The 17,096-nt window shown below is 66.3% G+C and carries 13 protein-coding genes; 5 read left to right on the top strand and 8 right to left on the bottom strand.

What is annotated here, in order from left to right; all coding sequences use genetic code 11:
* Positions 1-377 precede the first annotated feature (377 nt).
* Positions 378-2,384, top strand: a complete 2,007-nt coding sequence (locus ACQKDV_RS08060) for a M13 family metallopeptidase (protein ID WP_427783237.1) — start codon at positions 378-380, stop codon at positions 2,382-2,384.
* Between the two features lie 155 nt (positions 2,385-2,539).
* Here ACQKDV_RS08060 and ACQKDV_RS08065 read toward each other — a convergent pair whose 3' ends face one another.
* Entirely contained in the window at positions 2,540-5,569 is a 3,030-nt protein-coding gene (locus ACQKDV_RS08065) for a TonB-dependent receptor (RefSeq protein WP_427783238.1), read from the bottom strand.
* A 320-nt stretch (positions 5,570-5,889) separates the two neighbouring features.
* Complete coding sequence (locus ACQKDV_RS08070; protein ID WP_427783239.1) at positions 5,890-7,545, bottom strand: DUF4166 domain-containing protein; 1,656 nt, start codon at positions 7,543-7,545, stop codon at positions 5,890-5,892.
* A gap of 135 nt (positions 7,546-7,680) precedes the next feature.
* Here ACQKDV_RS08070 and ACQKDV_RS08075 point away from each other — a divergent pair, with 135 nt between their 5' ends.
* Both ACQKDV_RS08075 and ACQKDV_RS08080 read left to right on the top strand, forming a co-directional pair.
* Positions 7,681-8,223 (top strand): VOC family protein, encoded by a 543-nt coding sequence (locus ACQKDV_RS08075; protein ID WP_427783240.1) that lies wholly within the window; start codon positions 7,681-7,683, stop codon positions 8,221-8,223.
* Positions 8,224-8,254: 31 nt separating this feature from the next.
* Complete coding sequence (locus tag ACQKDV_RS08080) at positions 8,255-9,838, top strand: phytoene desaturase family protein (RefSeq protein WP_427783241.1); 1,584 nt, start codon at positions 8,255-8,257, stop codon at positions 9,836-9,838.
* A 106-nt stretch (positions 9,839-9,944) separates the two neighbouring features.
* On the opposite strand, the gene ACQKDV_RS08085 is transcribed toward ACQKDV_RS08080, so the two are convergent.
* The 6 genes from ACQKDV_RS08085 to ACQKDV_RS08110 form a co-directional block, all read right to left on the bottom strand.
* Complete coding sequence (locus tag ACQKDV_RS08085) at positions 9,945-10,619, bottom strand: rhomboid family intramembrane serine protease (RefSeq protein WP_427783243.1); 675 nt, start codon at positions 10,617-10,619, stop codon at positions 9,945-9,947.
* A 93-nt stretch (positions 10,620-10,712) separates the two neighbouring features.
* Positions 10,713-11,141 (bottom strand): MGMT family protein, encoded by a 429-nt coding sequence (locus tag ACQKDV_RS08090; RefSeq protein ID WP_427783244.1) that lies wholly within the window; start codon positions 11,139-11,141, stop codon positions 10,713-10,715.
* The gene (locus tag ACQKDV_RS08095; RefSeq protein WP_427783245.1) at positions 11,048-11,968 is read right to left on the bottom strand and encodes a DMT family transporter; all 921 of its coding nucleotides are present in this window, start codon (positions 11,966-11,968) and stop codon (positions 11,048-11,050) included. Before ACQKDV_RS08095 ends, ACQKDV_RS08090 begins: the two co-directional genes overlap by 94 nt.
* Positions 11,969-12,161: 193 nt before the next feature.
* A complete protein-coding gene (gene gorA, locus ACQKDV_RS08100; protein WP_427783246.1) occupies positions 12,162-13,520 on the bottom strand; it encodes a glutathione-disulfide reductase in 1,359 nt (452 codons plus the stop codon).
* A 155-nt stretch (positions 13,521-13,675) separates the two neighbouring features.
* Positions 13,676-14,920 carry a DUF418 domain-containing protein gene (locus tag ACQKDV_RS08105; RefSeq protein WP_427783247.1) on the bottom strand — a complete coding sequence of 415 codons (1,245 nt, stop codon included), beginning with the start codon at positions 14,918-14,920 and terminating at the stop codon, positions 13,676-13,678.
* Between the two features lie 99 nt (positions 14,921-15,019).
* Positions 15,020-15,502, bottom strand: coding sequence for a peptidylprolyl isomerase (locus ACQKDV_RS08110; protein ID WP_324807403.1), 483 nt, complete (start codon positions 15,500-15,502; stop codon positions 15,020-15,022).
* A 111-nt stretch (positions 15,503-15,613) separates the two neighbouring features.
* On the opposite strand from ACQKDV_RS08110, the gene ACQKDV_RS08115 reads away from it, so the two are divergent.
* Positions 15,614-16,153 (top strand): C40 family peptidase, encoded by a 540-nt coding sequence (locus ACQKDV_RS08115; protein ID WP_427783260.1) that lies wholly within the window; start codon positions 15,614-15,616, stop codon positions 16,151-16,153.
* 131 nt (positions 16,154-16,284) lie between these two features.
* A complete protein-coding gene (locus tag ACQKDV_RS08120) occupies positions 16,285-17,055 on the top strand; it encodes a C40 family peptidase (protein WP_427783248.1) in 771 nt (256 codons plus the stop codon).
* The last annotated feature ends 41 nt before the right edge of the window (positions 17,056-17,096 follow it).

Here is a 17,096-nt window from a genome sequence, read left to right on the forward strand (position 1 = left end):
ACCAGCCACGAGACTCCGTCACGAACCTCGCGCCGCCAATTGTCAAGGCGATACCCCGCCCAGCCCCCCCCCCCCCCCAACAACGGCATACAATCCAACTTGGCCACGGCCGGACCCAGTTTGTAGTCTTGACAGCCACGATCTAGCGGGGCGGCCGTGAGCCTCTCCCCTCAGATGGGAGAAGAACCTTTTTCCCGACGCACGACCAGATCTGGTCCGCCTCCGTCCTGTCACGGCGCGTACATCCAGCGCCCCTGCGTGTGCCATCCGGTAGCGCCGGGCCATGCCCGGCGGAAGCCGCGTGACGCATGCATCCCGCGCCCATGCACGGCTTGCTATAGTTCGCCCGCCCTCAATCCATCACGGATTCGTTCTACATGCCCAATTTCCGTCCGCTCGCCGTCGCCCTGGGTATCAGCCTGGCGACCCTGGTCCCGACCCACGATGCGTTCGCCGCCAAGAAGAAGGCCGTGCGCGCCCCGGCCGTCAGCGCCCAGTGCAGCGATTTCTACGATGCCACCAACGCGGACTGGCTGAAGGCCAACCCCGTGCCGCAGTCCGGTGCCGCCACCGCGCTGGGCCAGCTGGTCGACCGCAGCCGCCAGCAGCAGCGTGAACTACTGGACGCCTCGATGAAGGCGCCGCAGGGCAACGTGCAGAAGCTGCTCGGCGACTTCTGGGCCAGCGGCCTGGACGAAGCCGCGGTCGAAGCCGATGGCTCCAACCCGATCGCCCCGCTGCTGACCCGCATCAACGCGATCAAGAAGGCCAAGGACGTCCCGGCCTCGATCGCCGCACTGCACCAAGTCGGCATCCCGGTGGCCTTCAACTTCGGCCCGGACGTGGACCTGAAGGCGCTGGACCGCCACATCGGCTACTTCATGCAGGGCGGCATGGGCCTGCCCGACCCGGCGTTCTACACCCGTACCGACGCCGACACCGTGGCCCTGATGGGCCGCTACCGCAACTACGTCAAGCAGATCCTGGCCCTGACCGGTACCCCGGCAGCCAAGCTGGATGCCGAGTCGCAGTCGGTGATCGAACTGGAAACCGAACTGGCGCGCAACGCGCAGTCGCTGGCCGGCATCAACAACCCGTTCAACAACTACGCGCCGATCTCGACCAAGGATCTCAACAGCCGCTACCGCAACCTGCAGCTGGATGCCTTCCTCAAGGCGCAGGGCGTGAACGACGATCTGGTCTCGCTCGCTGACCCGGGCCTGTTCAAGCAGCTCGACACGATGGTCGCCAAGCTCAAGCCGGAACAGTGGAAGGCCTACCTGCGCTGGCGCGTGGGCGACTCAATGGCGCCGTACCTGTCCAAGGCCTACCGCGACGCCGAGTTCGAGTTCCGCGGCCGCGTGCTGCGCGGTGAAACCCTGCCCGCGCAGCGCTGGGAAAACGTGCTGGACGCCATCAACGTGGCCGCCGGCCCGATGGTCGGCCGCGAGTACGCCGCTCGCTACCTGTCCGCCGAAGATCGCCGCCAGGCGGCGTGGATCATCGACAAGGTGCGCGAAGTGCAGATCGAGGCAGTCAAGAACAGCACCTGGATGAGCGCAGAAGCGAAAACCGAAGCACAGGCCAAGCTGGCCGCACTGAAGATCGAGATCGGCACCCCGCTGCGTGATCTGGACTACAGCGTGCAGCCGATGGGCCGCGGCTCGTTCGGCGGCAACATGCTGATCGCCTCGACCTGGCGCCACCGCGAGGAAATGAAGCGCATCGGCAAGGGCAACGCCGACCGTCGCTGGGACGTGCTGCCGCAGCAGCCGTCGCTGGCCTATGACCTGGCGCAGAACCGCCTGATCGTCACCGCCGCCATCCTGCAGGGCCCGGTGTTCAACGCCAAGGCGGATGCCGCCGACAAGTTCGGCAGCTTCGGTGGCCTGGTCGGCCACGAACTGAACCGCGCCATCGACGCCAAGGGCGCTCTGGTCGACGCCAAGGGGGAGCTTCGCAGCTGGTGGACCCCGGCCGACAAGACCGCCTGGACCCTGCTCGGCAACCGCATGGCCGCGCAGTACGGCGCCTACGACTTCCCCGGCGTCAAGGGCGCCAAGGTCAACGGCACGCTGACCCAGGAAGAGAACCTGGCCGATATCGCCGGCCTGGAGCTGGCCTGGGCGGCCTACACCGCGCAGGAGCCGAAGGCCAAGCCGGCGCAGCAGCAAGGCTTCTTCCGCGCCTGGGCCGCACTGTGGCCGCAGCAGCTGTCGCCCAACGAAGCGGCGCGCCGCCTGACCGCCGACATCCGTGCACCGGGTCGCTGGCGCACCAACGGCCCGCTGTCGAACCTGCCGGCCTTCGGCGCTACCTTCAGCTGCAAGGCCGGCCAGCCGATGCAGCGTGCTGACGGTGAGCAGATCAAGGTCTGGCGCTGAGCCCTGCGGTGACGTGAGTAACGACAGAGGCGCCTTCGGGCGCCTTTTTCGTACGGCACACGGCTGCGCCCCGGCGAACTGACAGAAAAGGGGCCCCGTCCGAAGGACGGGGCCAAACGAACCGTTGCCAGAAGAGAGAGCCTCAAGCGAACCGGTCAGAAATCATACGAAGCCGTCAGCCGGACGGTGCGCGGCGCAGTGAAGTAGTTGCCCATGCCGTAGGTGTTGGACACCGTGTCCGGCCCCACCTGGTAGGTTGCAATCGACTGCAACTGCCGCCGCTGGTTGAGCACGTTGAAGACGTTCAAGCCGAAGCCAAGCCGGTTGTCAGCAAACCCGGGGCGATACATCACGCCCACGTCCAGCCGCGTGGTCCACGGCTGCCGGCCTGCGTCACCGGGCCGCGAAGGTTGCCCGTTGCAGTAGTGGTAGGCCGATCCGTAGCCCGCTACCGGATCGCTCTGGTCGCTGCCGTAATAGCCCAGGCAGTTCTTCGGCATGCCTGACATCACCAGCAACGTGGCCGATGCCGTCCATTCGTCATTGATCTGGTAGGCACCGAAGGCTTTCAGCTGATGCCGGCGATCATTGGCGAGGTAGCCACCGGCGTACTCCATCAATGCCGCCGCATCCCAGTCCTGGGTCTTGGAGACATCGCCCTGGCCGATGTCCGACCTGACCTGCCCTTCGGTGTTGCCGAAGCTGCGCGACCAGGTGTAGTCCAGACGACCATACCAGCGGTCCGCCATGGGATGCTCGATGAACAGATCCAGCGCAACATACTGCCGCTGGGCCTTCTTCCCACCGTAGCCCCAATCGGCGCCCCCCATGGTGACCGGCGTGTAGCCGGACCCATCCTTATGGCGTACCTGGAAGGTGTTGGTCTGGCCCGGATTGAAGATCACGCAGCCGGGCAGATCGTAGGCCTCCGGGTCCAGCCCCATGCCGGTCAGGCGATCAACGAAACGGTCGGCATCACAGGTGTCATCGATGGCCGACTGCAGGCGGCGGTAGGTCACCTTGGCACCACTGTTCCACTGGCTTCCCAAGGTTTTTTCGAAGCCCAGAATCAGCTCGTCCTGGTACTGCGAACGCAGATCGGTGGGGGCGACCGAACGCGGATCGGGGGCCTGGCCATACTCCTTGTTGGCCGATACCGGGCCATCACCCAGAGGCGTCAGGCCGGTCGGGTTGCCGTTGGCATCGATACCGGTATAGGTGAAGTACTCGCGCGTGTAGGTCGATGCGGAAGCGCCGCGGATGGCCACGCTGTTGGGCAGTGCCAGGTAGTAGCGGCCCAGGTTGGCGAAGACCTTCAGCGATGCATCGCCAAAGACATCCCAGCTGGCGCCCAGGCGTGGCGCCCACTGGTCACCACTTTCCACATAGGCCGCGCCGTCGCTGTTGTAGTTGGTGAAGCGGTCATTGCGCAGGCCCAGGGTCAGCAGCCAGTCGGGGGTCAGCTGCCAGCGGTCCTCCAGATAGTAGGCCCGCTGCTTCACCGACATGCTGGTCGTGGTGGAGAAGATGTACTTCTGTACGAAGTAGCCATCACCGCCGGGCGGCGCGATGCCGAAGCCTGGACTGGGGGATGCGTCGGGATTTCCGCGCGAATAGATCCAGGCATGGCCGGGACCGGTCATGGACTGACCCTCGTTGTTTGCCCGGTAGGTCATGTTGTCGATACCCGCGGTCAACTCATGGTTGCCGAGTCGGTATTGCAGGTCCATGCGCAGCCCCTGTGTGGTGCTGCCGGCATCAGGCGCCTTGCTGTAGAGGTCCGGCTGGTCATTGCGCACAGGGGTGCCGCCATTGAGTGTCGGATCCTGATTGCTTGCGCCGCTGATGTACGGATTGCCCGAATCCAGCGGATTGAACTCCAGGTTGCCGGTCCGCGTGCGTCCCCATACGGTGCTGAAAGTCAGCGCATCGTTGAGGTACCCGGTGTACTTGAAGATGTCGGCATCGGTGGTCGTCTTGCGGGTGTTGGGGAAGGTGCCGGTGCGATCACCTTGCGTCAGCGTTTCATAGTCGAAGGCGGTGTAGTAGCCCGCCGTACGATCGGTGTCCTGGAACCGGGTGTATTCCAGCGTATTGCTGTCATTGATGTTCCAATCAACCTTGCCGTAGAACTTCGGTGTGTCCACGCGGTAGTGGTTGCGCGCCTGCTGCGCGGCGGCTTCATTGGCAGTTGCAACGCCTTCGCGACGGCTGGCTTCGGCGGCAAGGTGGACGAACAGCCGGTCTTCGACCAACGGGCCGCTGACGTAACCGCTGTAGGTAGTCCGGGTTGCCTTGTCGTCGCGCCGATAGCGGTACAGCGTGCCGGGTTTGGCCGGGTTCTCATAGGCATACCCTTCCGGCAGGGCCATGTCCGGGTAAGCAACCGATGCAGGTGCTTCGGCCAGCCCAGCCGGTGTCCATGTGACCTGTGCACCGAACCGCCACTGGTTGGTGCCGCGCTTGCCAAGCTGGTTGATCACCCCGCCGGTGGAACGTCCATAGGCGGCCCCATAGCCACCGGTGAAGGTTTCCTGCTGATCGATGGAGCCGTAAGGAAGGCTGACACCCCCCAGGTAGTTGAGCGGGTTGGTGACGTTGAACCCATTGAGGTAATAGGCATTCTCGGTGACGCTGGCACCACCGAAGGACAGCACGGAACGGGAGCCGTTGGAGAATGCGCCGCTTCCGGCGACCACGCCCGGCGCCAGCAGCGCGATCGCTTCAGCGCTGCGCCCCAGCGGCAGCACCTCCAGCTGTTCGGAGGTGATGACCGACTTGGAGACGGTGTGGGTCACATCGATCTTCGGTATGTTCGCCGCAGTGACGTTCACTGCGTCCAGCGTGGTGGCCGCCGCATGCGCGCCGAAGCTCACCTCGGTGCCGGCACCCACCCTCAGCTGGATATCCTGGCGCCGTTCGATGATCTGGCCGTCGCGCTGCAGGCTGATGCTGTAGCGCCCTACCGGCAGCGCGCCGAAGCTGTAGCGCCCCTGCGCATCGATGGAGACGGAGCGCTTGAGGCCGCTGTCGCTCTGGGCAATGACCGTTGCACCTTCCGAGCCGGCAGCGGTGCCGTACAGCGTGCCGGTCGTGCTCTGTGCCGCCGCGCTGCCGACGATGGAAAACAACACTGCCGACAGCGCAGTACGCTTCAGCAGGCGATATGAGGATGTGGATGCCATGATGCTTTCTCTCTGGTGGTGGAACTGCCGGAGAGTTATAGGCACGTACGGGTGCATCGAGGCAGTGCTGGAACGTGCGATAAATCGCGCTGATCCTGATGCCCTGCACACGGCAAAGCGGACTGCAAATCACGCCGCGCCCCTTGAAACAAGGCATTTCAGCGAACGACCGAAGCTGGCTCGACGGAACTCACGGTACGGGGAGCCGGGCGATATACGTCACGCCATCGACACTCCAGCGCGGTGACAAAGGTCTGAAGCGACAACGCTTCATTCCGATTCCGACACCTCCACGGCATGTGCGTACGCGACAACACCCGTCACGCTGGCGCCAACATCCCCCGGTAATGCACGATGCGCCCCACCCACGGCGCACCGATCTCCACGTCGAACACGAAACGCCCCTCCACCTCGTACTCGAAACTCTGGTCACCCGGCAGCAGCGCACGTGGCAACGGAATGCCCAGCAGCGACCAGCGGCGCGGCACCAGCTGCAGGCGTCCGCCCTCGACCACAACGGCCAGGGCCACCGACACGGCGCCGAAGCGCTCGACCACCAGCGCCTCGTTGCGGTCGCGGCCTTCGGTCTGCAGCGAGGAGAAACGGCGGCCGGCGAACGTGCGCGTCCAACGCTCACCACCGGCTTCCGCGGCGAACGCAACACTGACCGGCACCTGCTCACCCGCCGCCGGAAAACCGAACAGCGCACCCAGCAGCCGCGACAGCAGGCCACGACCGCGCTGCACCTGCGCCCTGCCCGTCCAGCACTGCGCCGCACCGGGCGCGTGCAGCGCCTGCACCGCTGGTGGCAGCTGTGCGTAGGCATCCCCCAGCACGCGCTGGTACAGGCTGGCGCCGGGCATGTCGTGGCGGAAGCCGGTATGGATGGTGCGGCCCGCAAAAAGCTGATCGTAATCGGACAACTCCAGCGCATGCGTGGCCGGTCGCGCACCGGGCGCCGGCCGCTCGCCCTTGAGTTGCTTGCGGATGAGCGCCTCGATGGCCATCGACGGAATGTAGGGGCCGTCATCGGACTCGGCCAGCAGGTGCCAGCTCTGCCGCACCAGCGCGCCATCGCGCATGCCCACCGCGCGTACGATCATGCCGCCGCGGTGCTCGCCGAACTTCATCAGGTTCAGCACGGTGTAGAACAACGGGGACAACGGTTCCAGCGACGGCAGCCGCAGGTGCTGGCGGGCCTTGGCCAACAGGTTGAGGACGCGGTGCAGGATTTCCGGCACCGGGCCTGCGCCGATCCAGATGTCGGTGAGGGTCGGATGTTCCGGCGGCAGCACCTGCAGGTCAGGCACGTCCACCAGTGAAAAATGCAGGTTGCGCAGGGGCATGCGCCCAGGCACCGCCACCGTGAAACGGCGGCTTTCGGCCAGGCCCACGCCGTGGCCATCGCGCCCGTCGCGGCGCAGCTTCACCGGTGCGCCGGCATAACCGACCACGGCGCGCATCACATTGAAGCCGATACCTGCATAGGGAGACGGCGCAATGCCACCTTCCACGCTGACGATGTCCATGCGCGTGGCCATCACCCGCAGCACCGCAGCGGTCAGCACCGGGAAACTGCTGGCCCCGGACAGCACGTAGACGCCCGCCGCCCGCGCCTGCGCATCGAACTGCGGGACACCGGACACGAAGTCGGCCGCATCGGCGAAATCCAGGTAGTCGATACCGGCGGCGATGCAGGCCTCGATGGCGGCGTAGCGCTGGCTGCCGTAATCCTGGAAGGGACCCGACGCATCGACCACCAGGTGCGGGCGTTCAGCCAGCAGGGTCGGCACCAGGTCCTGCCGGTCAACCTGCAGGGGCCGCACGGTGGATTCACCACGGTAATCGGCGCAGAACGCCTCTGCCGCCGCCAGGGTGCGCCCGGCCACCAGCAGTTCCAGCTGCGGCAGGTCCGCCAGCAGCCGCACCAAGCGCCCTCCGAACACCCCATACCCGCCCAGGATCAGGATCTTCACGCAACGTCCTTGTTGTACTGCCGTGGATGGGAACGGCTCCCCTGCGGCATGGTAGCGCGGTCCTGCAGCGCAGCACGATCCCGCATTAACACCGGCCATGCTATCGCTGCAGCCTCGCCCGCCGCGGAGCCGATCATGGCCGTCAGGAACATCATCTGCGTGTGGTACGACACGCAGGCACTGGAAGCCGCCACGTTCTACGCCAGCACCTTCCCCGACAGTGCAGTGACCGCCGTGCATCACGCACCCGGCGACTACCCTGCCGGGCAGGAAGGCGCGGTGCTCACCGTCGAGTTCACCGTCTGCGGCGTGGCCTGCGTGGGCCTCAACGGCGGCCCCGCGTTCAAACACAACGAATCGTTCTCGTTCCAGATCCAGACAGAAGACCAGGCCGAAACCGACCGGCTGTGGAATGCCATCGTCGGCAACGGCGGCCAAGAAAGCGACTGCGGCTGGTGCCAGGACCGCTGGGGCGTGTCGTGGCAGATCAACCCGCGCATGCTCATCGACGCGGTGACCAGCGCGGACAAGGCGCTGGCCAAGCGCGCCTTCAACGCGATGATGCCGATGAAGAAGATCGACATCGCCACCATCGCCGCCGCCATCAAAAAAAGGGACAGATGGGATCAAGTCGCCTCTGCCCTCCCCGATTCACATAGCAAGCGCATTGCGACTTAATCCCCTCCGTCCCCTTTTCTGAGAGGTGCTGATGACCTGGGATGCGATCATCGTCGGTGGTGGCCACAATGGGCTGGTGTGCGCGGCCTATCTTGCACGCGGCGGAAAGAAGGTGCTGGTGCTCGAGCGCCGCGGGGTGCTCGGCGGCGCGGCGGTGACCGAGCAATTCCATCCCGGCTTCCGCAACTCGGTGGCCTCCTACACCGTCTCGCTGCTGCAGCCGAAGGTGATCGACGACCTGCAGCTGCACGCGCATGGCCTGCGCATCGTCAACCGGCCGGCCAACAATTTCCTGCCGCTGGACGATGGCCGCTACCTGCTGTCGGCACCGGGCCGCACCCAGGCCGAGGTGGCGAAGTTCTCCGAGCATGATGCACAACGCCTGCCCGAGTACGAGGCACGGTTGGAGATATTCGCAGACGTGCTTCGCGCGTGGGCGCTGCGAGTGCCGCCGGATCTGGGCGTGGCTGGCGGTTGGCGCGCCTTGCCCGCGCTGTGGCAGATGGGTCGCCTCGGCCGCGAACTGGCCACACTGGATGCTTCGCTGCGGCAGGAGCTGCTCGATCTGTTCACACTGTCGGCGGCCGAGTACCTGGACCGGTGGTTCGAGAGCGCGCCGATCAAGGCGCTGCTGGGTTTCGACGGCATCGTCGGCAACTTCGCCAGCCCGTACACGCCGGGCAGCGCCTACGTGCTGCTCCACCACGTGTTCGGCCAGTGCAACGGGGTGAAGGGTGCCTGGGGCCACGCCATCGGCGGCATGGGCGCGATCAGCAACGCCATCGCGGCGGCAGCGCGTGCAGCCGGCGCGGAGCTGCGCGTGGATGCGGGCGTGCAGCGCGTGCTGATCGAGCAGGGGCGCGTGGCTGGTGTCGTGCTGGCCAGTGGTGAAACCCTGCGTGCGCGCAGCGTGGTCGCCAACGTCAATCCCAGGCTGCTCTACGAACAACTGCTTGAGCCGGCGCAGGTACCGTCAGCCACGCGCGAACGCATGGCGCAGTGGCGCTGCGGCTCAGGCACATTCCGTATGAACGTGGCGCTGTCGCGGCTGCCGGACTTCACTGCCCTGCCCGGCCCTGGCGACCACCTCAGTGCCGGCATCATCATGGCGCCCAGCCTGGACTACATGGATCGCGCCTGGCTGGATGCGCGCCGCGACGGCTGGTCCCGCGAACCGATCGTGGAGATGCTGATTCCCAGCACGCTGGACGATTCGCTGGCGCCCCCCGGGCAGCATGTGGCCAGCCTGTTCTGCCAGCACGTGGCACCGGTGTTGCCCGGCAAGCGGCACTGGGATGACCATCGGGAGGACGTGGCCGACCTGATGATCGCCACCGTCGAGCGCCATGCGCCGGGTTTTGCCGGAAGCGTACTGGGCCGGCAGGTGCTGTCACCGCTGGATCTGGAGCGCGTCTTCGGTCTGATCGGAGGAGACATCTTCCATGGCGCGCTCAGCGCCAACCAGTTGTTCTCGGCACGGCCGATGGTCGGTCAGGCCGGGTACCGCGGTGCGCTGCCGGGGCTGTACCTGTGCGGTTCGGGCACGCATCCCGGTGGTGGTGTGACGGGTGCGCCTGGGCACAATGCCGCGCAGGTGGTGTTGCGGGATCTGTGACGGTGTGCCGACCAACGGTCGGCACCTACCCGCGTCAAATGATCCGCCTCATTGTGTGCCGACCAACGGTCGGCACCTACCCGCGTGAAGCGAGGCGCGACGCGCCTCACTTCACGCTGCGCAGGTGGTTCGGGCGCTTGGGTGGGCCGGGGGGGCGGCGCTTGTTGAAGGGCGGCTGCCCACGCCAGTAGCGGATCAGCAACCAACCAAACAGCATGCCGCCCAGGTGTGCGAAGTGGGCCACGCCCGGCTGCCAGCCGGTCATGCCCAATACCAGCTCGCCCACGCCGAACAGGATCACGAACGTACGTGCCTTCATCGGAATGGGCGGGAACAGCAGCATCACGCGCTGGTTGGGGAACAGCATGCCGTAGGCCAGCAACAGGCCGAACACGCCACCGGACGCGCCCAGCACCGTAGCCGGGTTTTCCAGCAACGTACCCACGATCAGCTGGCAGACACCGGCACCGGCCACGCACACCAGGTAGTACAGCAGGAAGCGCTTTTCGCCCCAGGTCTGCTCCAGCGGCGCGCCGAACATGAACACTGCCAGCATGTTGAAGAACAGGTGGCCGAAGCTGCCATGCAGGAAGCCGTAGGTCAGCAGTTGCCATGGCTGGAAATTGCCGCCTGGAGAAAACGCATCGAAGCCCTGCTGCAGCGGCTGCAGCATGAACGGCTCGAAGGTCTGCATGCCGAGCAGGAACGGCTGCTGCAGCAGGAACAGGATCACGTTGGTGATCAGCAAGGCCTTGGTGACGGTGGGCAATCGCGGGAACATGGCAGCACCTGCATGGAACGGCCTCCATCATAGCCGCAGCCCTACGGCAACGTGGCGACCGCCCAGGACCCGGCGTTCAGTCGGCAGCGGCGATCAGCCCGGCCCCCAGAGTGCCGCGTCCAGCGCAGCCGCCGGATCACTGGCAGGCATACGCACCCGGCCGTTCTCGACCACCACGCCTTCGGCGCGCAGCCGCTGCGACTGCTCGCGCCAACCGGCCGAGCCTTCGGCCATGGCGATGCGCCCGTCCGAACGCAGCACACGGTGCCAGGGCAGGTCCGGATCGTCGTTCTGGCCGAGGATCCGCGCGGTCAGGCGTGCGCGCCCGGGCAGGCCGGCACGCATCGCCACCTGCCCGTAGCCGAGCACCTGCCCCGGCGGAATCGCACGGATCACCGCCACGATGCGGGCACGGGCCTGTTCCGGTGTCAGCGCCGCAGGCGCGTCACCAGCAGCACGCCGATCAGCACCAGCACGGTGCCGGCGATCTGCGCCGGCCCCATCGGCTCGTCGAGCAGCCATAGACTCATCACGATGGTGGAAACCGGGCCCAGCATACCCACCTGCGCGGCCAGCGACGAGCCAACGCGCTGCACCGCCAGCATGATCGCCAGCACCGGCAACACGGTACACACCGTGGCGTTGACCAGCGACAACCACTGCACCGGGGCCGGTGCCTGCCACAGCAGCGGCAGTGGATGGGTCAGGGTGAAATGCAGCAGCACCAGCACACTGGCCACGCAGCTGGCATAGGCGGTCAACCGCACCGCGCCGATGCGCGCCACCACCTGGCCGCTGCCGAACAGGTACAACGCGTAGCTGAGCGCACTGCCCAGCACCAGCAGGCTGCCGACGATGATCTGCCCGCCCTCGCGCTGCAGGTCATGACCAAAAGCCAACAGCACGCCCAGGTAGCTCAGCACCAGCGCTGCGACCTGCCAGCGGCCCGGACGCTGCCGCGCCAGCAGCACGTTGATCAACAGCACCAGGGTCGGGTTCAAGTACAGGATCAGCCGTTCCAGGGTCACGCTGATGTACTGCAGGCCCTGGAAATCGAGCAGGCTGGACAGGTAATAGCCAGTGAAGCCCAGCCACAGCACGCGGGCGCGGTCGGCCCAGGAAAGGGGTTCGGCACGGCGTGCCGACCACAGCGCCATCAGCGCGAACAGCGGCAGCGCCATCAGCATGCGCAGCGCCAGCAGGGTGGTGGCATCGATGCCGTGTCGCAGGCCGAGCTTGACGATGATGGCCTTGCCGGACGCGGCGATGGCACCCACCGCCGCCAGGCCGACACCGCCCAAGGCAGTGCGCGGGGAGGCTGTAGCGATGCGGGGGAAAGGGCTGGACATCAGGACGACGGCAGGCCGCTCGGTGCGGCCGGGAATGCAAGGAGGGGTGCCATTGTCGCATGCAGGCGCGCGATGCCCTGTAGAGCCGAGCCTACGCTCGGCTTCGCGGTGCCCGGCCGGAGAAAGCCGAGCATGGGCTCGGCTCTACAGACAGGCGCAGTCGAGCATGGCTCGGCCCTACAAAAACCGCAGGTCAGCGCATCAGCACCACTTCCTCCGCCGAGGTCGGGTGGATGGCCACCGTGTCGTCGAACTGGGCTTTGGTTGCGCCCATCTTCACCGCCACCGCGAATCCCTGCAGGATCTCGTCGGCCGCTTCGCCCAGCAGGTGGATGCCCACCACGCGCTCCTCCGCACCGGCGCAGACCATCTTGAACAGACTGCGCTGGGTACCGTTGGCCAGCGCCTGCAGCATCGGGCGGAAGCGACTGTGGTAGACCGTCACCTGGTCGAAACAGGCGCGCGCTTCTTCTTCGCTCATGCCCACCGCGCCCAGCGGCGGGTGCGAGAACACCACGCTGGCCACGTTGCTGTAATCCATCTTCGCATCCGGGCGGCCGCCGAACAGACGATCCATCAGCCGCCGCGATGCCGCCACTGCTACCGGGGTCAGGCCCACCTTGCCGGCAATGTCACCCACCGCGTGCACGCTCGGCACCGCTGTGGTCTGCCCCTCATCCACCTCCACCTGCTGGTGTTCGCCGATGCCGATGCCCAGCGCTTCCAGGCCGAGGTCGCGGCTGTTGCCACGGCGGCCGGTGGCGAAGAACACCGCATCGAACACGCTGTCCAGCGGGCCGTCATGGCCGAACGCACGCACGCGCTCACCGTCACGCTGCAGCTCGCGCAGACGGTAGTCGAAGTGGATGCGTACGCCCTGCTGTTTCAGGTTTTCGGCCAGCTGGTCGGTCAGCTCGTAGTCGAAGCGCTCCAGCAGGCGTGTGCCGCGCACCAGCAGGCTGACCCTGCTGCCCAGTGCCTGCAGCAGCCCGGCCAGTTCCACCGCGATGTAACCACCGCCGATGATCGCCACTTCGGCCGGCGCGCGGCGCAGGTCGAAGAAATCATCGGAGACCAGGCCCAGCTCCGCGCCGGGAATGTCCGGACGCTGCGGGTGCGCACCGGTGGCGATGAGGATGTGCTGGGCGCTGTAACGCACGCCATCGCTGCAGGCCACGGTGTGCGGATCGACCAGGTGCCCGCGCGCCGGGATGCGCACCACGCCGGTTTCGTCCAGGCGCTTGTGGTAGCTGGTATGGATGTTGTTGATGTAGGCCTGGCGATGGATCACCAGTTCCTTCCATGACAACGCCGGGCGTGCGGCCACGTCGAAGCCCATCGCGCTGGCCAGGCCGATGCGCTCGTGCAGGTCGGCGGCCAGCCACATCGCTTTCTTCGGCACGCACCCGACATTGACGCAGGTGCCGCCCAGTTCACCGGGCTCCAGCAGCACGACGCGCTTGCCGTGCTGGGCCGCGCGGATGGCGCCGGCCAGGCCGGCCGAGCCGCCGCCCAGGACGATCAGGTCGTAGTCAAAGGATGCAGTGCTCATCGGAATCGCTCAAAGAATGAAGAATCGTAGATCCACGCCATGCGTGGATGGCCCCCGCCGCTGAGTAGATCCACGCCATGCGTGGATGGCAACGCCTCCACAGGCGAGCATGCCATGGCCACTACGCAGTACGGCGTGGGCAGCGCGGACCGGCATCATTGCTGCCCTTGCTCGCGCCGCATCGGCGGCCACTGCCGGTACGTCATCGCACGCCACAGCCATTCCATCGGGCCGAAGCGGAAGCGCCGCAGCCACAGCTGCGATATCCCCACCTGCAGGGTGAACAGGAACAGCGCGAACACCAGCTGCCACGCGCGCGGCATCAGGTCGAACCAGCCCAGCCCGTAATGGTTGAACAACCAGGTACAGACCAGCGACTGCGCCAGGTAGTGGGTCAGGGCCATCCGCCCGACCGGTGCCAGCCAGCCCAGCCGTGCGCGCCAGTGCACGATCCACGCCAGATAACCCAGGCACATCGGCACCGCGCCAACGGATACCAGCGCCATCGCCGCCGTGGCTTCGAACGTGTACTCACCCGGTGCCAGGTACGGCTTCCAGACCACCCCACCGAGGGTCACCAGCAGGCCCAGCGGCAGCGCGATCCAGCGCAGGCCGGCATACAGGCGGGGGAAGCGCTCCGGTTCGGCCAGCGCCCCGCTGGCAGCGAACCAGCTGCCGATCAGGAACATGCCCAGTACTTCCGGACCGGTAATCACCAGCGCGCCCAGCGAAGCACCAAATTCCTGCAGGCGCTGCACGTTGCCCTGCACCCAGGTGCCCTGCCCGTACACCAGGCGTTGCTGGTCGATGCCCTGCTGCGCGTCGACCAGCATCTTCTGCAGATCCTGCGGCGGCGAGATCGTCACCATCGCGCCGATCAGCAGCATCATCGCCACACCGGCCAGATAGACCACGATGCCCATCCACGGCAGCCAGCTGCGCGGCGCTTCGCGGCAAGCCAGCAGCGGCAGCGATACCATTGCGTACAGCACCAGGATGTCGCCGGACCACACCAGCAGCGCATGGCACAGGCCGATCAACGCCAGGCCGAGGCTGCGCCGCAGGTAGAAAGGGGTGAACTCGCGGCCGGCCGCCCGTGCGCGTTGCGCCATGACCGCGAAGCCGGCACCGAACAGCAGCGAGAACAGGGTGAAGAACTTGCCCTGTACGAAGATGTAGACCAAGGCATCGGCGAGGTAATCCAGCCCGTGCCAGCGCGCGTCTATCCCGGTGAAGGCCAGGTCCAGCGGCCCGCTGAGAGCCTCGATGTTCATCAACAGGATGCCCAGCAGGGCCATCCCGCGCAGCACGTCCAGCACCGCGATGCGTTCGCCGGAAGCCACCGGCTGCAGGGAAAGGGAAGCGGCGTTCACGGGGCGTCCGGCGGGCAGGTCCGTCATTATGCCGCTGCCCTGCCCGCCATGGACGGCCATGGCGTGTTGCACAAACGCAACGGCCCGCCGAAGCGGGCCGTTGCTGCCATCATGATCGCGCGGCGATCAGTGGTGGTGACCACCGTCGCCGTGGACATGGCCATGGTCGACTTCTTCCTTGGCGGCTTCGCGCACTTCGACGATCTCGACGTCGAAATGCAGATCCTTGCCGGCCATCGGGTGGTTCAGGTCGACGTCGACCACGCTCATGCCGACTTTCTGCACGGTGACCGCGCGCGGGCCGAAGTTGGTCTGCAGCACGACCTGCTGGCCCGGAACCAGCTTGGCGTTGCCGAAGTGCTTCTTCGGCACGCGCTGGGACAGGCCCTCGCGGCGCTCGCCGTAGGCATCGGCCGCCTTGACGTCGACGTCGAAGGTCGCGCCTGCTTCCTTGTCCATCATGGCGTTTTCCAGGCCTGGGATGATGTTGCCGTGGCCGATCAGGATTGACAGCGGCTCGCCGCGGTCCTTGGACGATTCGATCGGCGCCTGGCCGACCTCGGAGACGGTGTAGTGGAAGCGGACAACGCGGTCTTTTTCGATCTTCATGCGCAACTCTGTCTGGATCTGCCGGAGGCAGGCGGGTTGGGGCGGGTTGTGGCCCGGCGGGGACGCCGCCATCATGACGGCCAATCCAAGGTGGCGCATTATCCGGAGATCATGCACATCACGCCAGTTTCGTCCGGCCCGCGCCGGTTCCTCGCCCCCGCCCTGCTGCTGGCCCTGCCCCTGCTGCTGACCGCCTGTGGTGGCGGCAAGGCCGTCCGGCCTGCCACGCCGGCCCCGGCGGCGCACTGGCCGGCCACCATCCCAAACAACCCCGAGGCGGCCAATTCGGTGCTGATGCGCGCCATCAGCCTGGTCGGCACGCCGTACCGTTACGGCGGCAACACCCCCGATTCGGGCTTTGACTGCAGCGGTCTGGTGACCTACGTGTATCGGGAAATGGTTGACCTGAAGCTGCCGCGCACCTCGCGCGACCTGGCCGCCGTGCAGGGGCCGAAGATCGACCCGAAGCGGCTGGCCACCGGCGACCTGGTGTTCTTCGGCAGCCGCGGCAACATCACCCACGTCGGCATCTATGTCGGCGAGGGCCGTTTCGTGCATGCGCCGAGCACCGGTGGAACGGTCCGGCTGGACTCGCTCAGCGGTCCGTACTGGAAAGACCACTACACAGGAGCGAAACGCGTTCTTCGCTAAAATGAACAGGCAATATGTTCAAATCCGTGACGAAAATCACACTAAAAATAACGATTTGTTAACGGAATTTTTAACTTATTGAGGCTTTTACAGGGCATGATGCCCCATCGTTTTTTTTCTGTGACCGACGCGTGACGACTGACGACCTGCAAAGCCAAGGCCAGACCGCCGCTTCTTCACGTAGTGTCCGCCCGCTGCTCCTGGGCCTGGCACTGTGTCTGACCAGCCTTCCGGCCTGGTCGCAGAGTGTCCCCGCCAAGACCGACGCCCCCCCGGCTGCCGTGGCCGAAACCGTCCGGCCAGCCGCCAAGGCCGAGGCCGCCGCTCCCCAGCGCAGCCGTGCCGATGCCGCCGCCAGCGCCACCCTGGCCGCCCTGCTGCCGCACCTGGCCGCCAACGACACCATTCCGCTGATGGACCGCTCGGCCATGGTCGCCGGCGACCTCAGCCGCCTGCTTGCCAACTACGACACCAGCAGCGTTGCCACTGGTGCGGTAGTGGGCAATCTGGACGACAACGGCAAGGTGCAGTCGCTGCTGCGCCGGGCAATGACCCTGCTGGGCACGCCGTACCGTTGGGGCGGCAGCAACCCGGACAGCGGCTTCGACTGCAGCGGTCTGGTCGGCTATGTATTCCGCTCGGCGCTGGGCATCGAGCTGCCGCGCGTGTCGCGCGAAATGGCCCATGACAACAATGCCGAACTGATCAATGACCGCGCTGCCCTGGCAGCCGGTGATCTGGTCTTCTTCGGCCGCAAGGGCCGCGTCGATCACGTCGGCATCTATGTCGGCGAAGGCCGTTTCCTGCACGCCCCGAGCACCGGCAAGGACGTCCGCGTCGATACCCTGCTCAGTGGCTACTGGGGCAACAAGTTCATGCAGGCGCGCCGCGTCGAGCTCTGAACCCGCTTGCCGGGTTGCAGAACGGGAAAGCCGCTGCCCAG

Origin of the sequence: Stenotrophomonas sp. NPDC077659, from assembly GCF_050268705.1 — a bacterium.
Classification (GTDB): Bacteria; Pseudomonadota; Gammaproteobacteria; order Xanthomonadales; family Xanthomonadaceae; genus Stenotrophomonas.

Coding starts and splice junctions, on each gene's coding strand:
- ACQKDV_RS08060 (WP_427783237.1), top strand. CDS start 378: ATGCCCAATTTCCGTCCGCTCGCCGTCGCCCTGGGTATCAGCCTGGCG.
- ACQKDV_RS08065 (WP_427783238.1), bottom strand. CDS start 5,569: ATGGCATCCACATCCTCATATCGCCTGCTGAAGCGTACTGCGCTGTCG.
- ACQKDV_RS08075 (WP_427783240.1), top strand. CDS start 7,681: ATGGCCGTCAGGAACATCATCTGCGTGTGGTACGACACGCAGGCACTG.
- ACQKDV_RS08080 (WP_427783241.1), top strand. CDS start 8,255: ATGACCTGGGATGCGATCATCGTCGGTGGTGGCCACAATGGGCTGGTG.
- ACQKDV_RS08085 (WP_427783243.1), bottom strand. CDS start 10,619: ATGTTCCCGCGATTGCCCACCGTCACCAAGGCCTTGCTGATCACCAAC.
- ACQKDV_RS08090 (WP_427783244.1), bottom strand. CDS start 11,141: ATGGCTGCTCGACGAGCCGATGGGGCCGGCGCAGATCGCCGGCACCGT.
- ACQKDV_RS08095 (WP_427783245.1), bottom strand. CDS start 11,968: ATGTCCAGCCCTTTCCCCCGCATCGCTACAGCCTCCCCGCGCACTGCC.
- gorA (WP_427783246.1), bottom strand. CDS start 13,520: ATGAGCACTGCATCCTTTGACTACGACCTGATCGTCCTGGGCGGCGGC.
- ACQKDV_RS08105 (WP_427783247.1), bottom strand. CDS start 14,920: ATGACGGACCTGCCCGCCGGACGCCCCGTGAACGCCGCTTCCCTTTCC.
- ACQKDV_RS08110 (WP_324807403.1), bottom strand. CDS start 15,502: ATGAAGATCGAAAAAGACCGCGTTGTCCGCTTCCACTACACCGTCTCC.
- ACQKDV_RS08115 (WP_427783260.1), top strand. CDS start 15,614: ATGCACATCACGCCAGTTTCGTCCGGCCCGCGCCGGTTCCTCGCCCCC.